The following is a 20,658-nucleotide window of genomic DNA, read 5'->3' as shown; positions in this document are numbered from 1 at the left end:
TATCAGATGCTCGTGCGCCTGTGGCGTCCAATACTGGGTCAACTCAGCCGGGTGCTGGCGCAAACAAGCACGGATGCGGAGCGCCTTGTAGAACTTGGCTGCCCGCCGGAACTCGTCAGTGTTTCGGAAAACCTTAAGTTCGATGTACGCGTCGCAAAGGAAGCCAAAGCTACTCAGTTGCTCAAAGCGCTTGCTCCCGCGCAGCGCATCATTGTTGCCGGCAGCACGTTGGAGGGGGAAGAATCCGCCCTTATAGAAGTGTGGCCGCATCTTCAAGCCTTACACCCAGACCTTCTCCTCGTTCTTGCGCCCCGACATCCCGAGCGGTTCGAGACGGTGGCAGGCTTGCTTCGGGCAGCCCGAATCCCCTGGGTCCGCCGTTCCGAGTGGTACACCCATCCTCCCGACCTGCACGATGGCCTTGTCGGCGGAAATATCGTCCTGCTCGACACCATCGGTGAACTAGCTTCCATCTATTCGCTCGCCGCCGTAGCCTTCGTTGGCGGAAGCCTCGTGCCTGCCGGCGGCCACAACCCCCTGGAGCCAGCTCAATTTGGAGTGCCCATCGTTATGGGTCCGCACTACGCGAATTTCCGCACCATCACCGACGATCTGCGTGCGCACGACGCCATCTGCATCGCGTCCAAACAAGAATTGTCCAGGGCATTGATTGAGTTGCTTAGCGATCCTGAGGACGCACGCAAAATGGGCGAACGCGCACGCCACGTGTTTGAGCAGCAGGCAGGCGCGACCGCTCGCTCCATCGATGCGCTGCGCGAAATCCTGCATCTCCCGCCGGACTCGGAAGCAACGATCCGCCTTGGAAGAGCCGGGAGACCGGCATGAAACGCCCCTTGCTGATGCCGCTCGTTCCTCTCTACGCCGCGGGCGTCGCATTACGCGAACTGCGCCTGAGGCGCGCTTGGGAACCGATGCGCCGACTACGCAACCCGGTGATCAGCATCGGCAATCTTTCTACGGGCGGTTCCGGCAAGACGCCACTCACCATTACGCTGGCGCGCCTCCTTTCCGAGCGAGGCTTTCATGTCGATGTGCTTTCGCGCGGATATGGCCGTAGCAGCCGTGAGGCATCCCGTGTTGTTCCAGAAGGCACAGCCGAGCAATACGGCGATGAGCCGCTGTTGATTGCTCGCGAGGCCGGAGTGCCGGTCTACGTTGCTGCCGAGCGTTACCATGCCGGACGACTCTCTGAAGCTACATCGGATGAGGTTCGACCCCAGGTTCACATCCTCGACGACGGCTTCCAGCACCGGCAACTCTTTCGCGACATCGACATCTTGATCGTCAATCGCGCGGACTGGAACGACACCCTGCTCCCCGCCGGAAATCTCCGGGAAAGCTTGCATGCGGCGATGCGCGCGAACGTCTTGGCAATTTCGGCCGATGATCCCGCCTTCGAAGCCGAACTTCGCACTTGGGGCTGGAGCGGCCCCATCTGGCGTTTGCGCCGCCGTATGGAAATTCCGCGGGTCACCGGCTCCGTCGTCGCCTTCTGCGGCATTGCGCGGCCCGAACAGTTCTTTGCCGGTCTTAAAGCCAGCGGCATGACTCTCGCCTCTCATGTCTCGTTCGCAGATCACTACCGCTACACCTCACGCGATATAGAAAGCCTCATTGCAGGAGCCCGATCTTCGGGCGCCACCGCCCTCGTCACAACTGAAAAGGACGAAGTTCGGCTTGGCGCTCTCGCCTCGGCATTTCCATCCTCGCTTCAACTCAAAACAGCCCGCCTAACGCTCTCGATCGAAGATGAATCGCAAGTGTCCGATTGGCTTGCAGGCAGGCTGCGGGCAGACCGCGCACTCCAGTCGTTGTGAGAAAATCAAACTTTGCAAACCCAATCAAAGTTTCGCCTCCTCGTGGTCCGCCTGGGCGCCATGGGCGACATCCTCCATGCCCTTCCGGCCGTCACGGCGTTGCGTATGGCCCATCCCGGGTGGATCATCGAATGGGTGGTTGAGCCCACATGGCGCGCGCTGCTTGCATCGGATGGCAGTGTGGGCCGTGACACCGGCAAAGCAGCAGCGATGCAGCCGCTCGTGGATCGCTTGCACATCGCGGCATCGAAACAATGGCGCAAAAACCCGTTCACCAGCCAGACCCGCCACGAAATCAACAGACTTCGTAAAACGCTGAAGAGCGAGCATTACGATGCCGTTCTCGACCTGCAAGGCGCGCTGCGCTCGGCGGTCATTAGCCGAATGGCCGCAAGCCGGCGGTTTATCGGGGAATTAAATCCGCGCGAAAGGGCCGCTCGCTGGCTCTTTACTGAACGAGTCGACACTCATGCCGCGCACGTGATCGAGCAGGATATCGAACTGGCTTCTGCCATAGCCGGAGATGCCCTGACCCCGGTGCAGCCTTTCCTGCCGACTGATCCTGCAGCAGAATCGTGGGCAACCGAACGCCTCTCTTCCGGTGATGCTGCACCCATCGTTCTCATCAACCCCGGGGCAGGGTGGGGAGCCAAGCGCTGGCCGGTGGAACGTTACGCCGAGGTCGCGCGCGGATTGCTCAACCGCGGCTGCCAGGTTCTGGTCAATGCCGGACCCGGCGAAGTTTCTCTTGCAGACACCGTCTTCAAGAAGACCGGAGGCGGGGCGACTCCACTGCTTTGTTCGGTGGAACAACTCATTGCCATCACCCGTCGGGTAAAGCTCGTCATCGCCGGCGATACCGGCCCTCTTCATCTAGCCTGCGCGCTTGGCTGCCCGGTTGTCGGCATATACGGTCCCACCGATCCCAGTCGCAACGGCCCCTACGGAACGCGATTCAGAGTCCTGCGCAGCCCCGAGAGCCGCCGCGATCATACCCGGCACGCGGCCCCCGAGGCGGGACTGCTCACCATCACACCGGAAGATGTGCTGCAGGCTGCCGATGAACTGCTTTATTCTGAGGCGGCCCAATGACTCCGCAAGAAAAACGCCCGAAACTCAAAAGCGCGGAGCGCTGGCAGAAGGTTGCGCGCCGAATTCGTGTGCCGCTCGGATTCTTGACTGCTGCCCTGTATCTGTTCGAATTGTGGCGTCGTGAGCCCCGTCCGGCCGCAGTGGCCTGGAGTCTGCTGCTCGTCCTGCCGGGGCTCTGGCTGCGTGCCTACGCGTCAGGATATGTCAAAAAGAATCGCGAACTTACCCAGACAGGGCCCTACGCATATACCCGCAACCCGCTTTACCTGGGATCGATTCTCATTGCCGCGGGATTTGCGGTTGCTTTGCTCAGTTGGCCCGTTGCAGCGATGCTGGCAGCCATGTTTCTAATCATTTATGTGCCAGTCATCGCCTCGGAAGAGCGGTTTTTGCGGTCAAATTTCCCAGATTTCGATGCATATTGCCGTCGAGTTCCACGGCTCCTGCCGCGCATTACCGCCGCTGCCCCACCTCCAGGCGAAACCGAAGTTTCGGCCGGCAAGTTCTCTCTTGGCCTTTACTTAAGGCACCGCGAGTACAATTCTGCTATAGGAGCCACCCTGCTCTATCTGAGCCTGCTCTTCCTCCGGCCGGCGATGGGTTTGTTTGTTCATGCTCCCCATTAAACAGGCCGGCGCCGGTTTTGCCGTCAAGTCAGTCCAATACTTAAAGGAGCAGAGCCCCAAGGTGAGAAAGCGCACGAGGTTCACGGCAATTTCTTGCGCTCTGATCCTTGCCGCGCTGCGCGCCCAGCAGACCCCGCCCGCGACTCAGCTTCCGCCGCTAGCCCCGCCGCGCCCGGGCTTCACCTACCCCCAGAATCAAACCCTCACCTACGCAGTCGACTGGCGCGCCTTCTCCGCAGGAACTGCCGTCATTCACTTCGAAGCCGTCGGTGACCGCGAGAAACTCTCTGCCGACGCTGCCACGATCGGCGCCATCAACCTGCTCTTTCACGCCAGCGATCAGTTTCAGTCGAACTTCGATCGCGCCAAGGGCTGCACCTACGAGTTCGACAAGCAGACCATCGAGGGCCGACGCAAAATCACTTCCACGCTCAGAATGGACTACGCCCAATCGAAATCTATCCTTGACGAAAAGAACCTTGTCACCGGCCAGAGCAAACACGTCGAGTCCGCGATCCCTGGTTGCATGACCGACCTGCTCACAGGAGTGTTCTACGCTTCATCGCAGCCGCTCGAAGTCGGACACAATTTCGTAATGCCGGTCGTCGACGCAATGCACAATGTACCCGTCACCATGAAGGTCGAAGGCAGGGAAGTGATTAAAACACCCCTGGGAACCTTCAAAACCATCCGCGTACAGCCCACTTCCGACGCCGGCGTCGTCAAAAACCGCGGAAACATCTGGATATGGTACACAGACGACGACCGCCACTTACCGGTTCAGATGCGCGCCCGGCTCTTCTGGGGCACCATCACCTTCCGCCTCGTCGGAAACGAAAACAAGTAAGAAAGCATTGATCACTGCAAAGATTGTTCAGCAACTGATAGGACGAGCCTCTGCGCGGTCGCAAAGCAGCAGCCTGACCCCTGAACACTGATTCCTGACCCTGTTTCACTGCATTCGATATCGCTCACGCATCAGCCGCTGTAAACGCGGCCAGTAGATCAGATTGAAGGCAAGTTCCTTATCGGGAAACATTGCGAGCGCGGCCTTGCGGGTATCGGCAACCATCTCAGATGCTTCGTCCACGGTGAGCGACGAGTCCTGCGCGATCACCTGCGTCACCATGCTCATCATGATTTGCAGGCGGCGAATCTTGCGACTCTCTTCTTTCAGTTCTTCGGGCGACTGCACTGGATTCTGCCCCTCGGCATTGGAAGAGGCCGGGGAGATCGGAGCGATGTTTTCTGAATGTTCTCGTGAGTTTTCCGACAGGCCCATGCGGCAATTCCTCCTGCGTGTTGGATGAAATTGTCGTGCTTTCAGTGCATCGTAGCAGCGTATTTCCCGAACGCAACCGCTCCGAGGGTAACGGAGACTCTAGTGTGGCACCCGCAATTGCACCGAGGCCGGGTCCTCTTTCCAGCTGACAACATGTTCGTTGTCAAAGAAAACCATCGAGCCGCCATAGCCGAATTCGTTGTCTGAAAACAAGCTTGGAGTCCCCTGCAATGCGATCACGTCACTCTTCGACGAGCCCACACCGAACGTCGTCATCCCAGGTACCGGCGGCCGGTTGGGCCATAGCTTTACCCGTATCGGTGACTTTCCATCAATCTTCCATCCCGTGACCTCTCCGTCTCTGAAGTCAATCTCCGATCCTCCGTAGCACATCTTTGCTCCAGACGAGGAGGTTGGTTTTCCGAGAATTGCCAGGACCTCAAGGGGAGTCAGTCCTGAGGTGACATATGGTTGAGCCTTCGAAAGTCGTTCAGAGGGTTTGACCTGCACCGACGGCTCGCTATGTTTCTCAAGGCCTGCTGTGCGATCGCCTTCAGCAGGTGGCACAGGTGCTGGCACAGCATCTCTTGTCCTGGCAGTGTGCAGTTTCTCCTTCGCTTCTGTCCACATGCGTATCCAGACAGAATGAAGTTCTAACGAGACCTGGCCCTTGTACTCACCCCAGATACCGGCCGTCTGAGGGTTCGACAAAAGCAGGGAATCTGCTGAAAGCCACATCAGTGCCATCGCCGCGACGACCCCGGCAGCGATTAGAGCTCTCAACAGAAGGCCCGCCAAAATAGCGTATCGCCGAGGCGCGGGAGGCTCGGGACTTCCGGTTGCCTCCGATACAAAGTCCGGTACGTCGGCGGGACGCTCTCGCTTGGCCCGCGTAGGCTCCGGTTCGGGTGCTGCGGTAAATGATTCCCTCGTTGGATGCTCTGCAATGAGGTAGTCGTGCGCCGCATTGATTTCTTTGAGCTTTTCATCCGCCGCAATTTTGAGCTTGAGGTCGTTCTGGAACCGGTCCGGATGCCAGACCTTCACAAGCGTCCGGTATGCATCCTCCACATCCGCAGCCGACGCGTCCGCCCCTAGACCAAGCGATTGAAGCGCGCCGCACCGCGAACACAAGCCCCCAAACGTCTCAGCGGTTTTTCCGCACGTGCAAAAGCTCATCCGAGTTACAAACCCCATTCCTCGTTGACGCAGTGAATGCGGCCATTATAAAGAAATTGAGGCCTGTTCGAGATGTGCGGATCCTCGGCTCCATTACTCCTGTTCCAACTCGCGAAACCCGCAAGACCCGTAAAATAGAATCGGATGCCTTTTACCGAACAATACGACGTCGTTGTTGTGGGCGCCGGCCACGCGGGTTGCGAAGCAGCCATGGCCGCCGCGCGCATGGGGCTGAAAACAGCTCTCATCACCATGAATCTTGACCTCATTGCGCAGATGAGCTGCAATCCAGCGATTGGCGGAGTTGCAAAAGGCCACCTGGTACGCGAGGTCGATGCGCTTGGCGGCATCATGGGCGAGGTCGCTGATGCCGTCGGCATCCAGTTTCGGCTCCTCAATACTTCGCGCGGCCCTGCCGTCTGGAGCCCCCGCGCCCAATGCGACAAACAACTCTATCGCGTGAAGATGCGCGAAGTGCTCGAATCCCAGCCCGGCCTCCATATCCGCCAGGCCGAAGTGGTAGACCTCGTAATCGAAGAGGACGCCGCGCCCACTCAAAATGTGGGTGCCCCAGAGCCGGCCCTGAGCATGTCGCTGGGTCTCGATTCTGAGACCTGGGGTTCGCAGCCTGAAGTCCCCCGCCCAACCCGTCCTCATCGCCGCGTACTCGGTCTCAAACTCCGCGACGGCCGCCGACTCCTCGCCGGCGCCACTATCATCACCACCGGTACCTTCCTCAACGGCCTCATCCACTGCGGTGAAGAGCGCTACCCGGCTGGCCGCAGCGGAGAACCCGCTTCGGTCCTCCTCGGCGAAGCTCTCCGGGCTCTTGGCCTGCGGACCTGCAGACTGAAAACAGGCACGCCACCGCGCCTCGATGGCCGCACCATCCGTTGGGACGCTTTCGAAGAGCAACCCGGCGACGCCGAACCGACTCCATTCAGCTTCCGCACAAAGAAGATCGTGCAGCCGCAGATCAGTTGCCACATCGCTTTCACAACTCCCGAAACGCTGCGCCTCATTCGCGAAAATGTTCATCGCTCGGCCATGTACTCCGGACAGATCGAGGGCATCGGCCCCCGCTATTGCCCGTCCATCGAAGACAAGATCGTCAAGTTCCCCGACAAGACACAGCACCAGTTCTTCCTCGAACCGGAAGGCCTCAATACGCACGAGGTATACGTCAACGGCATGTCAACCTCGCTGCCAATGGAAGTGCAGTGGCAGATCGTGCGCTCCATCCCCGGCCTCGATCAGGCAGAGATGCTGCGCCCCGGCTACGCCATCGAATACGACTCCGTCGACGCTACCGAACTCGATCGCAGCCTGCGCGTGAAATCGATGCAGGGCCTCTATCTAGCCGGCCAGATCAACGGAACCAGCGGCTATGAAGAAGCCGCATGCCAGGGAATAATGGCCGGCATCAACGCGGCGCTATGGCTCAAGGGCGAGTCTCCGTTCCACATGGATCGCACAGAAGGATATACCGGTATCCTCATCGACGATCTGATCTCCAAGGGAACGAATGAACCCTATCGCATGTTCACCTCGCGCGCAGAGTTCCGCCTCCACCTCCGCATCGACAACGCCGATCGCCGCCTCACGCCTCACGGTCGCCGCCTCGGCCTGATCAACGATGACGCCTGGGCCGAATACGAGCAGAAGCAAGCCCGCATGGCAGCACTTCAGACTCTGCTCACGACGCGCAAGGTCGATACAGAAAAGCTCGCTGCGGCGGGAGTGGGCGATCTTGGGTCTGTCGCCGGACAGACGTGGGCGCAATTACTCAAGCGGCCCGAAGTTGGCATTCAGCCCGTCCTTAATGCCCTGTCAGATGCGCTCGGTGATGATCCGCTACTCTCTTATTTTGGAGAAGGATTCGTCCATAACCCCGAAGCCCGCAGCGCAGCTCGCGCCGTTGAAACCGAGATCAAGTTCGCTGGCTACCTCGATCAGCAGCGCAAGGCCATTGACAAGCTCAAAGCCGCCGAAGCCGTCGCCATTCCGGATTGGATCGACTACAGCGTCATCAGCGGCCTTTCGCGCGAGATGCGCGAAACGCTCGAGCGCGTTCGTCCGATCACCATTGGCCAGGCCAGCCGCATTCCCGGCGTCACGCCGGCCGCACTCAGCCTGGTGCACGTTTCCATTCGTGTGCAGGGTTCCAGCCGTTCGCAAGGCGGCGCTCCCCGCGCCGCCAAAGTTGGCTAACGCTGTTTCTCTGCTGATGTAGATTGGGATATGCTCACGCACGTCCGTGTCGTCTTTGCGTTATTCCTCGTTGCAGTCATGGCTTCCATCGCCCAGAGCGACCCGCCGAAAACCATTCGCGCCCGCGATCTCGGTGTTCCGTTCGACGGCTCAACGGGGCAATTCAATGCGATCACCGATGTACCCGGCGTCCAGGTCGGCTCGACTACCTTGATCCGCGGTGATGGGCCGCTGAAAGTCGGCGAAGGTCCCATTCGCACCGGCGTCACAGTCGTCCTGCCCCGCGGCCCGAAGAACGTCGAACCCGTCTACGCGGGATGGTTCAGCCTGAACGGCAACGGCGAGATGACAGGCACCACGTGGGTCGAGGAATCCGGCTTTCTTGAAGGTCCGGTGGCCATCACCAATACGCATAGTGTTGGCGTGGTGCGCGACTCGATGATCGCCTGGGGCCTGCAACACGGTGCTCTCGCTCAGCCATGGGCCTTGCCCGTCGTCGCTGAAACCTGGGACGGTTACCTGAACGACCTGAACGGCTTTCACGTAAAGAAGGACGATGTCTTTGCCGCGCTCGACTCCGCAAAGTCCGGCCCTGTCGCGGAGGGCAATACCGGCGGTGGAACGGGCATGGTCTGCTATGGCTTCAAGGGTGGCACAGGAACCGCTTCCCGCGTTCTCTCACGGGCTCAAGGTGGCTACACCGTCGGCGTGCTGGTCCAGTGCAATTGCGGTCGCCGCCCGCAGTTGATGATCGCCGGCGTTCCCGTTGGCAAGGAGATTCCCGGAAACGAACCTTACGCGCAGATTACCCCGTTTGCACTACCCGGCAGCGAATTGAAAGGCGATGTTGGGTCCATCATCATTGTCGTCGCGACCGATGCGCCGCTGTTGCCGCATCAGTTGAAGCGCATTGCACGACGCGCCTCGCTTGGCCTCGCCCGCACTGGATCGATCTCCGGCAACGGCTCAGGAGACATCTTCATCGCCTTTTCGACGGCCAACCCGCGCGCCAATGATGAACCCGGCCCAAACACCGTGAAGGCTGTCTCTAATGAGCGAATCAGTCCGCTGTTTGAGGCCACAGTGGAGGCCACGGAAGAGGCCATCGTCAACGCCATGGTCGGCGCGAAGACGATGACCGGAATCGACGGGCATACTGTAATCGCTCTGCCTCACGACAAGCTGCAGCAGGCGCTCAAGAAATATAACCGCTGAGAGCTCTGGACTTTGCCTCTTCCACGCGTCCTATTTGTCGCTTTTCCCAAAGATTGGAATATGGAACGGCAGTTCGGCATTCGACTGCTTCTTGTTCTTGCCGCCGTCTTCGCGCAGCACGGTGCGCTGCGAATTAATGCACATCCAGCCGCTGTGAGCGCGCTCGAACACATGGGTAAACACACCCTTTTCATCCACCTGACCCGAGGAACCATGATGGTGAAGGACGTACGTCCCATTCGCTACAGCAGTATCTCCCAGCATCCGAACCGTAATCACCTTCTGATCCAGGTGCAGAGTCTTGTCTTCGGTGGTGATCAGGTAGGTCAATTGCTGGTTGCGCGTGGAGATATCCCCTGACCCGGAAACGTCGATAAACAAGGGCGAGAGCACTAGCTCCAAGGCATACTGGTCGCGCTGGTTCACCGCATCGGACCAGGCATTCTCAATCTTCTGAAACTGTTGCACTTCAGGAGAGGACGTGGGGGCTACAGGCACTTGGACAGGGGCCGGGGAAGGACTCGGAACCTGTGCCAGCGCTGTGCAGGAGAAAAGTACTGCAGAAAAACAAGCCGCAAAACGAGTCATACGCGTGCCGATACTCCCAAATACCATGATATCCCTTGGACTTCAGAGGGAGGTCGGGAGGAAGCCGCGAATCCGCGGCTGTTGCAGGATTGGACTAATTCAGGTTTTGGAGCCGTTCCGGCTGATTGAGCGTAATCACTGAATCTTCAATCGAAATCGACCCATCCTTGCGGAATTGCCCCAGGGTACGCGTAACGGTCTCGCGGGTTGTGCACGCCATCGAGGCCATCTCCTCGTGAGTGAGCAGCAGCGGAAAGCGGAACCCGCCATTCACGTGCTCGCCAATCTGGTGCGCAAGCTCCAGCAGCAGGCGTCCGAGCCTTCCGGCGACGGTCTCTGCCAATGAAATGCGGCACGCATCCTGCAACGCAAAGCGGTATTCCTGGCAGATGCATTGAACTGCTCGCATCTGCGCCTCTTTGTGATTGCGCAAAAATGTGAGAAATCGCTCTCTTTCCACCGGACGGAGCTGCGCGGGCGTCAATGACTCGGCAGAAACCTCATACACTCCATGAGAAAGCGCCGCATATAGCCCGAGCATTGAACCGGGGCCTGCGACCCGCACAATCATCTGCCTATCTTGAGCGCGTCCCGCGGTCAGTTTCAAATAGCCGCCACAGATGAGGTAAAGACAACGTGCATCTTCTCCCTGGGTGAACAGGGTCGCCTGCGAAGGCAGGCTGATTGTGCTCGTTACCAGTTCCAGATCGGCGAGCACGGCGCTGCCCAGCGAACAAAACCAGCCGGGACGGCGATTGGAGCATGATGCACAGCCCACGGGAGACGGACGAGACATAATCCTTTGCCGTCTTTGGGGGCCCACCGTGATTTCCTGCTCGATCATCTTTTTTTACCCAGATACAGTCTGCTCAATATGAACTGCGCATGGATGTGATGGGGCTCACGTGACCAGAAGCAAAGTGCAGCTTGGAGTGAATAAACGACACTCAAATCCAGCAAGAGCCCGCGACCAATTCCTCTCGCGAAATTTTTGCGGCGACTCATCCCATTCGCGAGAAAGTAGCAAATGTGATGAGAGCCCAACCACAGCCATCGCTCCGGTGCAATATTGCCGCTGCGGAAATCCTTTGAAGATTTATCATCACCTCGGCTGCAGGCAGAGTAGGCTGCGTCCTCAAATCGCTGAATATAGTTGGTTTGTCTCTAGCCTGTGGCCCCGATGATTGCGAACCATGGGGGAGATCCAGTTCCGGAGTAACGCGGCACTCCCGAGCCGCTCATCTCGGTCCACGCCGTGTGATGGAGGTCACCGAAACCGCATTCGCGAGCAGGATACGATTGCGCCCATAAGGTGATGCTCCCCACAGAATGCACCTTTTGTTCCAAAGTGACCAAAACTGCTCAACGCTAAGGGAGCCAGCGGGAGACAATGGCGAACGTGGCGCCGAAGCCTGCTACGGACGCCTACTAAGGTGGTCTTTATGCATAAGGATAGGCCAAAAATGCGGATGCCTGAGACCGAGATTCCGGGAATTAAACCGGGATTGCTCGTCTCATTGCTGCTCTTGCTCCTGGTGGTTCTCTTTTGCACCCGCGCAATCGCCGCTCCGGCGAAGGGATCAAGCCCAGCCGGCGCGAAAACAAGTCAAGCCGCACCAGCGCCCGGAGATTTCGTTGGCCAGGAGACTTGCGCTACCTGCCACGACGAAGTTGCAAAAGGGTTCAGCTCGAACCCGCACACCAAATTGGCTGAGATGCACGGCAAGACCGGAGTCACCTGCGAAGGCTGCCACGGACCGGGCAAGGCGCACGTTGACGGTGGTGGCGATGTCACCAAGATCTTCAATCCCGCCAAGGCAACGGCCAGAGAAGTGGATGCAAAGTGCCTCAGTTGCCACCAGGGCCAGCACGCCAACTTCGAGCGCACCGCGCACGGCGAAAACAAAGTCAGCTGCGTAAGCTGCCACAGCATTCATGGCGGCGAAGACAGGGAGCAGCTTCTCAAGGTTGCGGAACCGAAACTCTGCTTCCAGTGCCACACCGATACCAAGCCTCAATTCAATATGCCTTTCCACCACAAGGTGGAAGAGGGCCTGATGAAGTGTTCCGACTGCCACGATCCGCACGGCACATTCGACAAGAAGAATCTGCGTGCGTCGGCGCAGATGGACATGGTTTGCACCAAGTGCCACACCGAAACAGCGGGACCGTTCGTGTATGAGCACGATGTCGTGAAAACCGAAGGCTGCACAGCCTGCCATTTCCCGCATGGCGGACCGAACCCGCGCCTGCTGAATCGCGCAACGGTGAATACCATCTGCCTCCAGTGCCACTCGCCGTCGCCGAACTTCACCACAGCTCCAATTCCGACGGGACCTGCGCACAACCAGGCAGTGCAATATCAGTCGTGCACCATCTGCCACACCGATATTCACGGCTCCAACACGCATCCAGCATTTTTCAAGACCAATTTTTAGGAAGGGGCAAACGATGACAAAACAGACAGAATTCGCAAACCGTCTGGTTGGGTCCTCGGCCGGGATCAAGGTCTCCCGGTTGTGCGCCCTTACCATAGCGGCGACGCTGGCCGTCGGCGCGGTCAACAGCTTCGGCCAGCAGCCCCCAGCCACGCAATCACAGAAAGCACTTCCGGCAACGGAGAAGAAGGCGCCAGCCCCGCCTGCTGAAAAAACAGTTGGGAACTACACCATGCACTCCAACTTTGAGGTGGGCGGGGTCATTTCCAATTACGACGGCAGCAGTGCGATGTGGGCGACCATGGTGAACGAGGGAACGGGAATGCGCATCCTGAACGAATCTCTTGAGATGCACACGGTCAATCCCTCCAAGACGCCATTCTTTGATACGCTCTCCACCTCCAGCTTTGGTTATGGCGGCGAGCCGAACGATGTGTCTTACCTGAAATTCTCCAAGGGCAAGCTCTACGATTTCTCCGGTGGCTTCCGGCGCGATCGCAATTACTACGATTACAACCTGATGCCGAACTCGTTGCTATCAACGGCCACTCCGGCGACACCGGTCCTGGTTCCGCAGCCCAGTTCGCTGCACATATTCAACACGGTTCGTCGAAACACCGATCTCCTCGTGACGCTGTTTCCGGTTTCGCGATTCAGCTTTCGCGCCGGTTATAACCTCAACGTCCATGAAGGGCCAACGTACAGCACGGTGCATTATGCCGGTGACGTACAAGTCCTCGAAATGTTCCAGAACACCGGCCAGACCTACATAGGTGGCGTCGATGTGAAGCTGGCCAAGCGGACTACGCTGAGTTATGACCAGTTCTACGGGTTCTACAAAGGCGACTCGACCTTCCAGCTGGCGCCGACGCCGTTCACGCTTTCCAATGGAACTCCAGTTTCGCTCGGCGTCGATGTCCTCACTGGCCCAACCGTCACCTGCGGAACCGGTGCAAACAAGACGCAGAACGTGATCAACGGAATCGCCAATCCGTACTGTTCCGGAACCATCGTGTCGTCATCCATCTCACCCATTCGCACCAGCTTCCCCACCGAACAGATGCGCTTCAGCTCGCACTATTGGGACAAGGTTTCATTCAATGGCCGCTTCCTATATAGTGGCGGCACCTACAACGTGAATAATTTCAATCAGACCTTCAATGGCTTGAACACCCGCACTTTCATCCGGCAGGAAATTCAAACCGGTGGAATGGCGAATGGTCGACTGGCCACCAACAAGCGCGCCAATTCAGTCGCCGACTTCGGCATGGTCGCGGACCTGAACAGGCATTTCTCCATCTCCGACTCATTCGTCTTCCGCGATCTCCGGACATCTGGTTTCTCGATTATGAACACCGAAGCCTGGACGGGAAAAGCGACTACGTCGATGCTTACGCCGCTCAGTTCCATCACACCGACCACCACCCAGGCAACCAATGGGCTGTTCCTCGATCAAAAAAACATTGGCAACACGGTTCTCGGTGTGGTCACGATAAACCAGGCGTTCAAGTTCTCCGGTGGCTGGCGGTTCAACAATCGCAATATAGTGGATGGCAATCTTGATGAGGGCGTAGCCGACGATCTCACCTGGCATCAAAATGGCTTGCTGCTCGGCGCGGTCGTCCAGCCGTCGCATGTGTTCCGCATTAACGTCAATTACGATACGCTGAATTCGAAATCCGCCAACTCGCAGACTCCATCGAATACCTACACCCGCGAAGCGCCGAACGTGCTATATCACATCCGGGCACGTGGCCTGGTAACTCCCGCAAAGTGGATCAACTTCGCCGTTACCGTCAATGACTTCCAGGCGAAAAATACCGACCCCCTGGTGAATCACCAGGAACACAATCAGGACTTCAGCTTCGCTGCGCAGGTCATTCCTACAGAGACTTTGAGCTTCGATTTCAACTTCGCGCGCGACGACATCTTTTCGCGGACTGACATTTGCTACGCCTTTATACCTAATGTCAATGCGCCGCTTCCGGCAGGGGCAGTAAATGCTGGAGCTTGCACGGCAACAAACAGCCCTGACGGCGATCCTTCTTACTATCTCGGCAACGGCTATTATGACGCTCCGGTTACATACTTCGCAGGCGCCGTCAGCTGGGCTCCGTCGAAGTACTTCAACTTTAACGGTGGCGCTCGTTTCACTGATACCAGCGGCGCCGCAGAACTTCTTAACCCGCTGATGGTCCCCGGCGCTTTGCAGTCAAAAGTTGTCTCGCCCTTCAGCGATTTAGTAATCCACATCGCGCCACAGTGGGCGTGGCACGGTAACTGGGTTCACCATGGCTACGACGAATCCGGCGGTCCTGGTCCGGCTGCGCGTGAATTTCATGGTGATGTTGTCACTCTGGGTGTGAGGTACGCATTCTGAGTAAAGTGGTGGACTGGACACCATTGAGTATTACCAGTCCACCGATCAACGAATGAACGGCGCAGTTGCGGATCTTGCCTGAAGAGAAGAGCCGCTCTGCATTGAAAGATGTCCCTTTCGTCAGCGATTTTCCCCGCGCAGTAGTAAGGGGAGATCCCTGGGAGAGAATGACATGAGCAATTTATCTCGCAATAGTGTGGCGGCAATTCTGGTTATGCTTCTTGCCGGCACAGTGAGCTTCGCGCAATCTTCGGGCGAGGCGACGTACAAGACGAAGTGCCAGATGTGTCACGGGGAAAAGGGATTGGCAGATTCAGGCGCAGGCAAGTCCATGAAGGTCAAGCCTGCCACCGATCCTGACGTAAAGAAAATGAGCGAAGCGCAGATGATCGACGCGGTCCGCAACGGCAGCGGCAAAATGCAGCCATACAAGGACAAGCTGACCGACGCGCAAATCAAGGATGCAGTCGAGTATTTCCGTACGTTCACAAAGTAGTTGTCGTTCGTACTTTGCAGTTCTGCTTCCATGTTTCAAGGAGTGGTTGCAGTCAATCAGAGCAGTGCCGGCGCATCGTCGAGTTTCAGGGGTGCGCCGGATTTCAGTTGAACGGTTCCTGGTGCGCATCACAGGGCAAAGCTACTTCTTGTTGTCGCCGGTGTTTGAGCAAGTAGGATTCCAATGAATGGGCATGGCCCCCAACCATCTGGCCATAATGCATTTTTAAGGAGTCTTGCAATGACGAAGACGATTCGATCGATGGCGGTGCTGGCTGCAACAGTGTGTCTGGCTGGCTCCATGGGCTTCGCTCAATCAGCGGGTGAAGCGGTTTACAAGGCAAATTGTCAGAGCTGTCACGGCAGCACCGGAACGCCGAGCGCCGGCATTGCCAAAATGATGGACGTCAAGCCTGCCGCAGAGTACAAGAGCAGCGAGAAGGACATGATTGATGCCGTCAAGAATGGCAAGAACAAGATGAAGGCCATGTCTCCCAAACTCACCGACGCGCAGATCAAGGACGCCGTCGACTACTTCCGCACCTTGAAATAGGCAAAACATCCGGCCCGCTTCAAGCCACAAATATTGGGGCTCCAGCGACAACACTTCGTCGCTGGGGTAATTTGAAGCGGGTCATTTACCGTCTGGGGGAACATAGCAATGCTGCAACGATTCCGCGAGAACTGGGTACGGCCGGCTCTGTTCTTCGGCAACAATCCAATCAGCCTGGCCGGTGGCGCCATCACCAGTGCCGCTGGCGTCACCATGATCGGTTACTGGCTGGTGCAGCTCTTTGGCAGGCCAAACGACAATCCCTACCTTGGCATCATCTTCTTTCTGATCCTGCCGGCGCTGTTTGTGCTCGGTCTCCTGCTGATACCGGTCGGCGTGTTTGCCCGTCGCAAAAAGCTGCAACTCGCAGGGCAGATTCCAGCCGAGTTTCCCAAGATCGATCTCAACGACCGCATCTTCCGTCACGGCCTCGACATCGTGCTCGTTGCCACGATCGTCAACCTGCTGGTTGTTTCGATGGCCAGCTATCGCGGTGCGGCCTATATGGATTCCCCGCAGTTCTGCGGCGCATCCTGCCACGTCATGCACCCGGAGTACACAGCGTACAAGGTTTCCGCGCACTCTCACGTCGCCTGCGTCGAGTGCCATATAGGCTCCGGAGCAGAATCCTATTTTGAGGCCAAGGTAAACGGTACCAAGCAACTCGTTGAAGTCGCTTTCAATCGTTATCCTAAGCCGATTCCCTCGCCCGTCCGCAACCTGCGACCGGCCCGCGAGATCTGCGAAGGTTGCCACACGCCAGCGAGGTTTGTCGGTGAGAAGCTGCTGGTCAAATCCAGCTTTGCCGACGACGAAAAAAATACCGAGACGCAGAGCGTTGTCGTCCTGCATCTGGGCGGCATTGACTCGTTCTCGCACCTCACCGGCATTCACGGCGTCCACCTCGGCCATATCGAGTACATCGCCACTGATCCCACGCGCACAACGATCCCGTGGGCACAGCGCACCTTCGCGGATGGCTCGAAAACCGCTTTCGCCGTCTCAAGTCTGAAGGGCGCAGTGCCGCAAGGCGAGCGTCGCGTAATGGATTGCATCGACTGCCACAATCGCGCTGCACACACCATGCAGACCGCCGAAGACGCGCTCAATCGCGCCATGGCAGAAGGCGCCATCAGTCCCGACCTGCCGTGGGTACACAAAGAGGGACTCGAGCTGCTGAAGGCAAACTACGCGACTGAAGCCGAGGCGCGCGTCAAGATTCCCGCGCAGCTCACGCAGTTCTATCGCGACCAGCATCCTGACGCGCTGGCCGCGCATCCTGATCTCGTCAAATCTGCGGGCGAAGGCCTGGTCTATGTCTTCACCACCAACGTATTCCCGGATATGAAAGTCACCTGGGGCACGCACCCGAATCACATCGGGCATATGAACTACCCGGGCTGCTTCCGTTGCCATGATGGAGACCATGTGGCAAAAGACGGGAAGTCAATCACCCAGGATTGCGCGGCATGCCATAACCTGCTCGCAGTCGACGAGGCCAAGCCCAAGGTTCTTTCGGATCTCGGTATTCAATAAAAAGTTGTGCAGGGGAGGGGCGGTGTCAGAACCGCCCCTTGGTGCGTTTGCACGGTTCTCATCTGCGCGTGATAGGCTGGCTCTTCACGTCTGAGGGGCCAAATTTACGATGCACTCCACCAAGAATCTGCACTTTGACCTTGTGGCAGCGGCGCACGCCGACATGATCCAAAACGGCTTTCAACCTGATTTTCCGACCGGCACCGATACCGAGCTGGCGAAGATCGAAGCAGAGCCTGCATTGCCTGCGGTTCCGGGCGCACAGGATCTGCGGAACCTTCTCTGGTCGTCCATCGACAACGACACCTCGAAGGACCTCGATCAGATCGAGTGGGCCGAGCAGTTGCCTGACGGTCGCATTCGCGTGCTCATCGGCGTGGCCGACGTTGATGTGCGTGTGCCGCTCGGAAGCCTGCTCGATAAGCACGCCCAATCCGAGACGACCTCGGTCTATACCGGGGTCAAAGTCTTTCCGATGCTGCCGGCCGACCTGTCGGAGGGCATTACGTCTTTGAATGAGAATGAGGATCGCGTCGCCGACGTCATCGAGTTCACGGTCGATCCAGCAGGCTGTGTCTCCGGGGGAACGGTGTATCGCGCACTGGTTCGCAACTGTGCGCAGCTTGCCTACAACAGTGTGGGCGCATGGCTGGAAGGCCGGGCCCCCGCACCCGCCAAGGTTGCTGCCAACGCTGATCTCGCCACCCAACTCAAACTTCAAGACAAGGCTGCCCAGGTCCTGGTCGGCTGCCGCTTCCAGCATGGCGCTCTCGACCTTGAAACCATAGAAACGCAACCGTTGATGTCAGCCGATGATCAGGCCGTCGGGATTACCAGCCTCGAAAAGAACCGAGCCACATCCCTGATCGAAGAATTTATGGTCGCGGCTAACGGCACCGTTGCACGCACATTCGAGGCGGCCGGGATCCCATCGATCTGGCGCATCGTGCGCACCCCAAAACGCTGGGATCGCATGGTGGAAGTTGCCAGCGGGCTGGGGACAAAGCTGCCCGAGCAGCCGGATTCCAAAGCGCTCAATGACTTCCTGCTGGCGCAGAAACAGAAGGATCCCGATCGCTTTCCGGACCTTTCGCTTACGGTGATCAAACTGATGGGTCCAGGAGAATACGTTCTTGTAAAGCCCAATGAACCCTCACCCGGCCACTTCGGCCTCGCGGTGCGCGACTACCTGCATTCGACGGCGCCGAACCGCCGTTTTCCCGATATCATCACGCAGCGCATCATGAAGGCGCATCTGGCCAAGGCCGTCCAGCCCTACTCGGAAGGCGATCTGAGCGCGATGGCACAGCACTGCACGCAGATGGAAGACGCCGCGCGCAAGGTGGAACGCATCATGCAGAAGCGGATTGCTGCCGTCGTCCTGCATCCGCGCATTGGCCAGTCGTTTCCGGCAATCGTCACCGGCGTAAGTCAGAGCGGCACATTCGTGCGCGTGCTCAATCCCCACGTCGAGGGAATGTTGATGAATGCAGGCAAGCCCGGGTCGAAGCTCGATGTTGGAGACAAGCTGACCGTCAAACTGGTCAACACAGATCCGCAGCGCGGCTTCATCGACTTCGCCATGTAGTCCGCGTGGTTGAGCGAGGCTGCAGCAAAACCTTGATATTCCGCGGCGCTGAACGCGGTGAATGATTTGCGCTTGCTCTTCGGGGCTTCCAAGTGGCGTAACGTCCGAATTGTCAAAGAGTGCTTCGCACTCGTCCCGACACCTCACGATGAACTCTATCAGGGGCACGATTTCAGTCGCGCCGCCATCGACACAGAACACAGAATGAACTCATGATGGTTTGTATCAGGGCATGGCTTCAGTCATGCCGCAATTGCCGCACAATGAATGGGCGCTTCTAGCCCCTGATGAATGTCGGTCTGAAACTACTTTGGTCGATTCGCCTTAGCTTTCCGGACTTTCCGAAGCCTTGTCCGCATCAAGGTATTCACGCACAGGCGCCGTCGTATCGGCGCTTGCAACCGCCCCCGGCTCATCTATCCACAAGCACACGATCCACCAGATCAGAACAATCACGTAAACGGCGCTGTTCGTGTTCAGCAACTTTTCCTGCAGCCCGATCACGTGTTCGTACTCCTCCCGCGAGTGCGGAGTGGTGTGCCGCGCAATTATCTCCCAAATCCCCTGCGCCCCCATCTGCGCAATCGAAGCGGTCGAAAGCCCGATCATGATGCGTTGCACATGGCTTCGCCAGCCGGCGCCGTAACGCTGCCCGAATGCCACCACCAGAAATCCCAGCGCCACGGAAAGCACATCAACCAGCAGTCCCGCTTTCACGGCGATCAATTGCATGAACTGCAGCTTGGCGATCAGGGTATCGAAGGCAAGCCCCTTCAACGGAGGCCACGGCCCCCACTTCCACAGCACGACGCCGCCCAGCGCCAGCAGACCGACCGTCCATCCGGCCCACGCCGCGGCGCCGGCCTTCTTGAAAGCTCGCCGCGCCATCTCGACTAGAACGATCAGCGCGACAAGGACCGAAATGTCCGCGAGCGTAATCGCGATAGCGCCCATCGTCAGTTGCGGCAACTTGTCATGCAGCAGGCGGTTTGTCAGCAGCCGCAACGCAACCAGTGCGATAGAAGCCGTGAACCAGGGAAAGCGCCGCGCCCGGTCGCGCCCCATCAGGACCACCAGCAGAACCAGAAGCGCCGCAAAGGTCAGCGTCCACAAAACCGAAACAGCCGTGAAATGAAAATCAAAGTGCATGCGATCCTTGAATCCGGACTCAAATCCGGTTTATGTCCAAATTGATTTCAGGAGATGTGAAGCAGGAAATGGTGCGCCCGGAGAGATTCGAACTCCCGACCTAACGCTCCGGAGGCGTTCGCTCTATCCAGCTGAGCTACGGGCGCGCTCTAACAGTCTATCGTATTTCGATTCATGGAGCCGATGGAAGGAGCTCCTGTCTGGTTTGAACCACAAAATCAGTCGATGAGGACGTCTCGAGGCGATTTCTAGTCCGGGGATTTCTAGTCCCTAGTCCCGAGTCCCTTTTCCCTGTCTTTCCTCATTTCTTCCATCACTGACTGGATCAGTGCCTTCGCCCCCTCCATCCCGCTGAGCACCGCCTGCAGGTCCAGCGCCGGTTTCGAAGGGTTGCGGCTCGAAGCGCAATACACCCCGTGCTGCCCCACCATGATCAGCGAATCGGTCAGCAGGTCCAGCGCCACCGCCAGCCGCCCCCGCTCCAAGCC

General features: G+C 58.2%; 19 protein-coding genes and 1 tRNA gene. 13 read left to right on the top strand and 7 right to left on the bottom strand.

Translation table 11 applies throughout. The features are described from left to right. The 5 genes from WA354_RS06825 to WA354_RS06805 all read left to right on the top strand — a co-directional run. Nucleotides 1-846, top strand: an 846-nt coding sequence (locus tag WA354_RS06825) for a 3-deoxy-D-manno-octulosonic acid transferase (protein WP_472812254.1), incomplete at its 5' end; no start/stop codon positions are given. Beyond that, nucleotides 843-1,838: a tetraacyldisaccharide 4'-kinase gene (lpxK, locus tag WA354_RS06820; protein WP_472812253.1), complete on the top strand. Its 996-nt coding sequence runs from the start codon at nucleotides 843-845 to the stop codon at nucleotides 1,836-1,838. The genes WA354_RS06825 and lpxK, both read left to right, overlap by 4 nt. 12 nt (nucleotides 1,839-1,850) lie before the next feature. After that, entirely contained in the window at nucleotides 1,851-2,930 is a 1,080-nt protein-coding gene (locus WA354_RS06815; protein ID WP_472812252.1) for a glycosyltransferase family 9 protein, read from the top strand. Beyond that, nucleotides 2,927-3,556 (top strand): methyltransferase family protein, encoded by a 630-nt coding sequence (locus WA354_RS06810; RefSeq protein WP_472812251.1) that lies wholly within the window; start codon nucleotides 2,927-2,929, stop codon nucleotides 3,554-3,556. The genes WA354_RS06815 and WA354_RS06810 overlap by 4 nt, the downstream gene beginning before the upstream one ends. Nucleotides 3,557-3,617: 61 nt before the next feature. Continuing rightward, nucleotides 3,618-4,403, top strand: coding sequence for a DUF3108 domain-containing protein (locus tag WA354_RS06805; RefSeq protein WP_472812250.1), 786 nt, complete (start codon nucleotides 3,618-3,620; stop codon nucleotides 4,401-4,403). 105 nt (nucleotides 4,404-4,508) lie between these two features. On the opposite strand, the gene WA354_RS06800 is transcribed toward WA354_RS06805, so the two are convergent. Together WA354_RS06800 and WA354_RS06795 are read right to left on the bottom strand one after the other, a co-directional pair. Beyond that, entirely contained in the window at nucleotides 4,509-4,838 is a 330-nt protein-coding gene (locus tag WA354_RS06800; protein WP_472812249.1) for a hypothetical protein, read from the bottom strand. A gap of 99 nt (nucleotides 4,839-4,937) precedes the next feature. Continuing rightward, on the bottom strand, nucleotides 4,938-6,035 hold the full coding sequence (locus WA354_RS06795; protein WP_472812248.1) for a J domain-containing protein: 1,098 nt from the start codon (nucleotides 6,033-6,035) through the stop codon (nucleotides 4,938-4,940). Nucleotides 6,036-6,161: 126 nt separating this feature from the next. On the opposite strand from WA354_RS06795, the gene mnmG reads away from it, so the two are divergent. Both mnmG and WA354_RS06785 read left to right on the top strand, forming a co-directional pair. Next, nucleotides 6,162-8,228 (top strand): tRNA uridine-5-carboxymethylaminomethyl(34) synthesis enzyme MnmG, encoded by a 2,067-nt coding sequence (gene mnmG, locus WA354_RS06790; RefSeq protein WP_472812247.1) that lies wholly within the window; start codon nucleotides 6,162-6,164, stop codon nucleotides 8,226-8,228. Between the two features lie 30 nt (nucleotides 8,229-8,258). After that, nucleotides 8,259-9,443 (top strand): DmpA family aminopeptidase, encoded by a 1,185-nt coding sequence (locus WA354_RS06785; protein WP_472812246.1) that lies wholly within the window; start codon nucleotides 8,259-8,261, stop codon nucleotides 9,441-9,443. 30 nt (nucleotides 9,444-9,473) lie between these two features. Here WA354_RS06785 and WA354_RS06780 read toward each other — a convergent pair whose 3' ends face one another. Both WA354_RS06780 and WA354_RS06775 read right to left on the bottom strand, forming a co-directional pair. Continuing rightward, nucleotides 9,474-10,031 carry a nuclear transport factor 2 family protein gene (locus tag WA354_RS06780; protein WP_472812245.1) on the bottom strand — a complete coding sequence of 186 codons (558 nt, stop codon included), beginning with the start codon at nucleotides 10,029-10,031 and terminating at the stop codon, nucleotides 9,474-9,476. A gap of 94 nt (nucleotides 10,032-10,125) precedes the next feature. Further along, nucleotides 10,126-10,827, bottom strand: coding sequence for a Crp/Fnr family transcriptional regulator (locus WA354_RS06775; RefSeq protein ID WP_472812244.1), 702 nt, complete (start codon nucleotides 10,825-10,827; stop codon nucleotides 10,126-10,128). Between the two features lie 667 nt (nucleotides 10,828-11,494). Here WA354_RS06775 and WA354_RS06770 point away from each other — a divergent pair. The 6 genes from WA354_RS06770 (at nucleotide 11,495) to WA354_RS06745 (ending at nucleotide 19,021) form a co-directional block, all read left to right on the top strand. After that, nucleotides 11,495-12,469 (top strand): DmsE family decaheme c-type cytochrome, encoded by a 975-nt coding sequence (locus WA354_RS06770; protein WP_472812243.1) that lies wholly within the window; start codon nucleotides 11,495-11,497, stop codon nucleotides 12,467-12,469. 13 nt (nucleotides 12,470-12,482) lie between these two features. Further along, nucleotides 12,483-14,849, top strand: coding sequence for a hypothetical protein (locus tag WA354_RS06765; RefSeq protein WP_472812242.1), 2,367 nt, complete (start codon nucleotides 12,483-12,485; stop codon nucleotides 14,847-14,849). 172 nt (nucleotides 14,850-15,021) lie between these two features. Further along, nucleotides 15,022-15,345 carry a c-type cytochrome gene (locus tag WA354_RS06760; RefSeq protein WP_472812241.1) on the top strand — a complete coding sequence of 108 codons (324 nt, stop codon included), beginning with the start codon at nucleotides 15,022-15,024 and terminating at the stop codon, nucleotides 15,343-15,345. Nucleotides 15,346-15,585: 240 nt separating this feature from the next. After that, nucleotides 15,586-15,897 (top strand): c-type cytochrome, encoded by a 312-nt coding sequence (locus WA354_RS06755; protein WP_472812240.1) that lies wholly within the window; start codon nucleotides 15,586-15,588, stop codon nucleotides 15,895-15,897. A gap of 108 nt (nucleotides 15,898-16,005) precedes the next feature. Continuing rightward, nucleotides 16,006-17,433 carry a cytochrome c3 family protein gene (locus tag WA354_RS06750; RefSeq protein WP_472812239.1) on the top strand — a complete coding sequence of 476 codons (1,428 nt, stop codon included), beginning with the start codon at nucleotides 16,006-16,008 and terminating at the stop codon, nucleotides 17,431-17,433. A gap of 109 nt (nucleotides 17,434-17,542) precedes the next feature. Beyond that, nucleotides 17,543-19,021, top strand: a complete 1,479-nt coding sequence (locus WA354_RS06745; protein ID WP_472812238.1) for an RNB domain-containing ribonuclease — start codon at nucleotides 17,543-17,545, stop codon at nucleotides 19,019-19,021. Between the two features lie 324 nt (nucleotides 19,022-19,345). Here WA354_RS06745 and WA354_RS06740 read toward each other — a convergent pair whose 3' ends face one another. From WA354_RS06740 to WA354_RS06730, 3 genes are all read right to left on the bottom strand, one after another. Next, nucleotides 19,346-20,170, bottom strand: coding sequence for a hypothetical protein (locus tag WA354_RS06740; protein WP_472812237.1), 825 nt, complete (start codon nucleotides 20,168-20,170; stop codon nucleotides 19,346-19,348). A 69-nt stretch (nucleotides 20,171-20,239) separates the two neighbouring features. Continuing rightward, nucleotides 20,240-20,316 (bottom strand) — tRNA-Arg (locus WA354_RS06735). A 117-nt stretch (nucleotides 20,317-20,433) separates the two neighbouring features. After that, nucleotides 20,434-20,658: hypothetical protein (locus tag WA354_RS06730; RefSeq protein ID WP_472812236.1), on the bottom strand; the 225-nt coding region annotated here is incomplete at its 5' end.

It is taken from the genome of Occallatibacter sp., assembly GCF_049802275.1.
GTDB lineage: Bacteria > Acidobacteriota > Terriglobia > Terriglobales > Acidobacteriaceae > Telmatobacter.
Note: the sequence above shows the minus strand (reverse complement) of the source record. Positions and strands in the feature narration are given on the sequence as shown.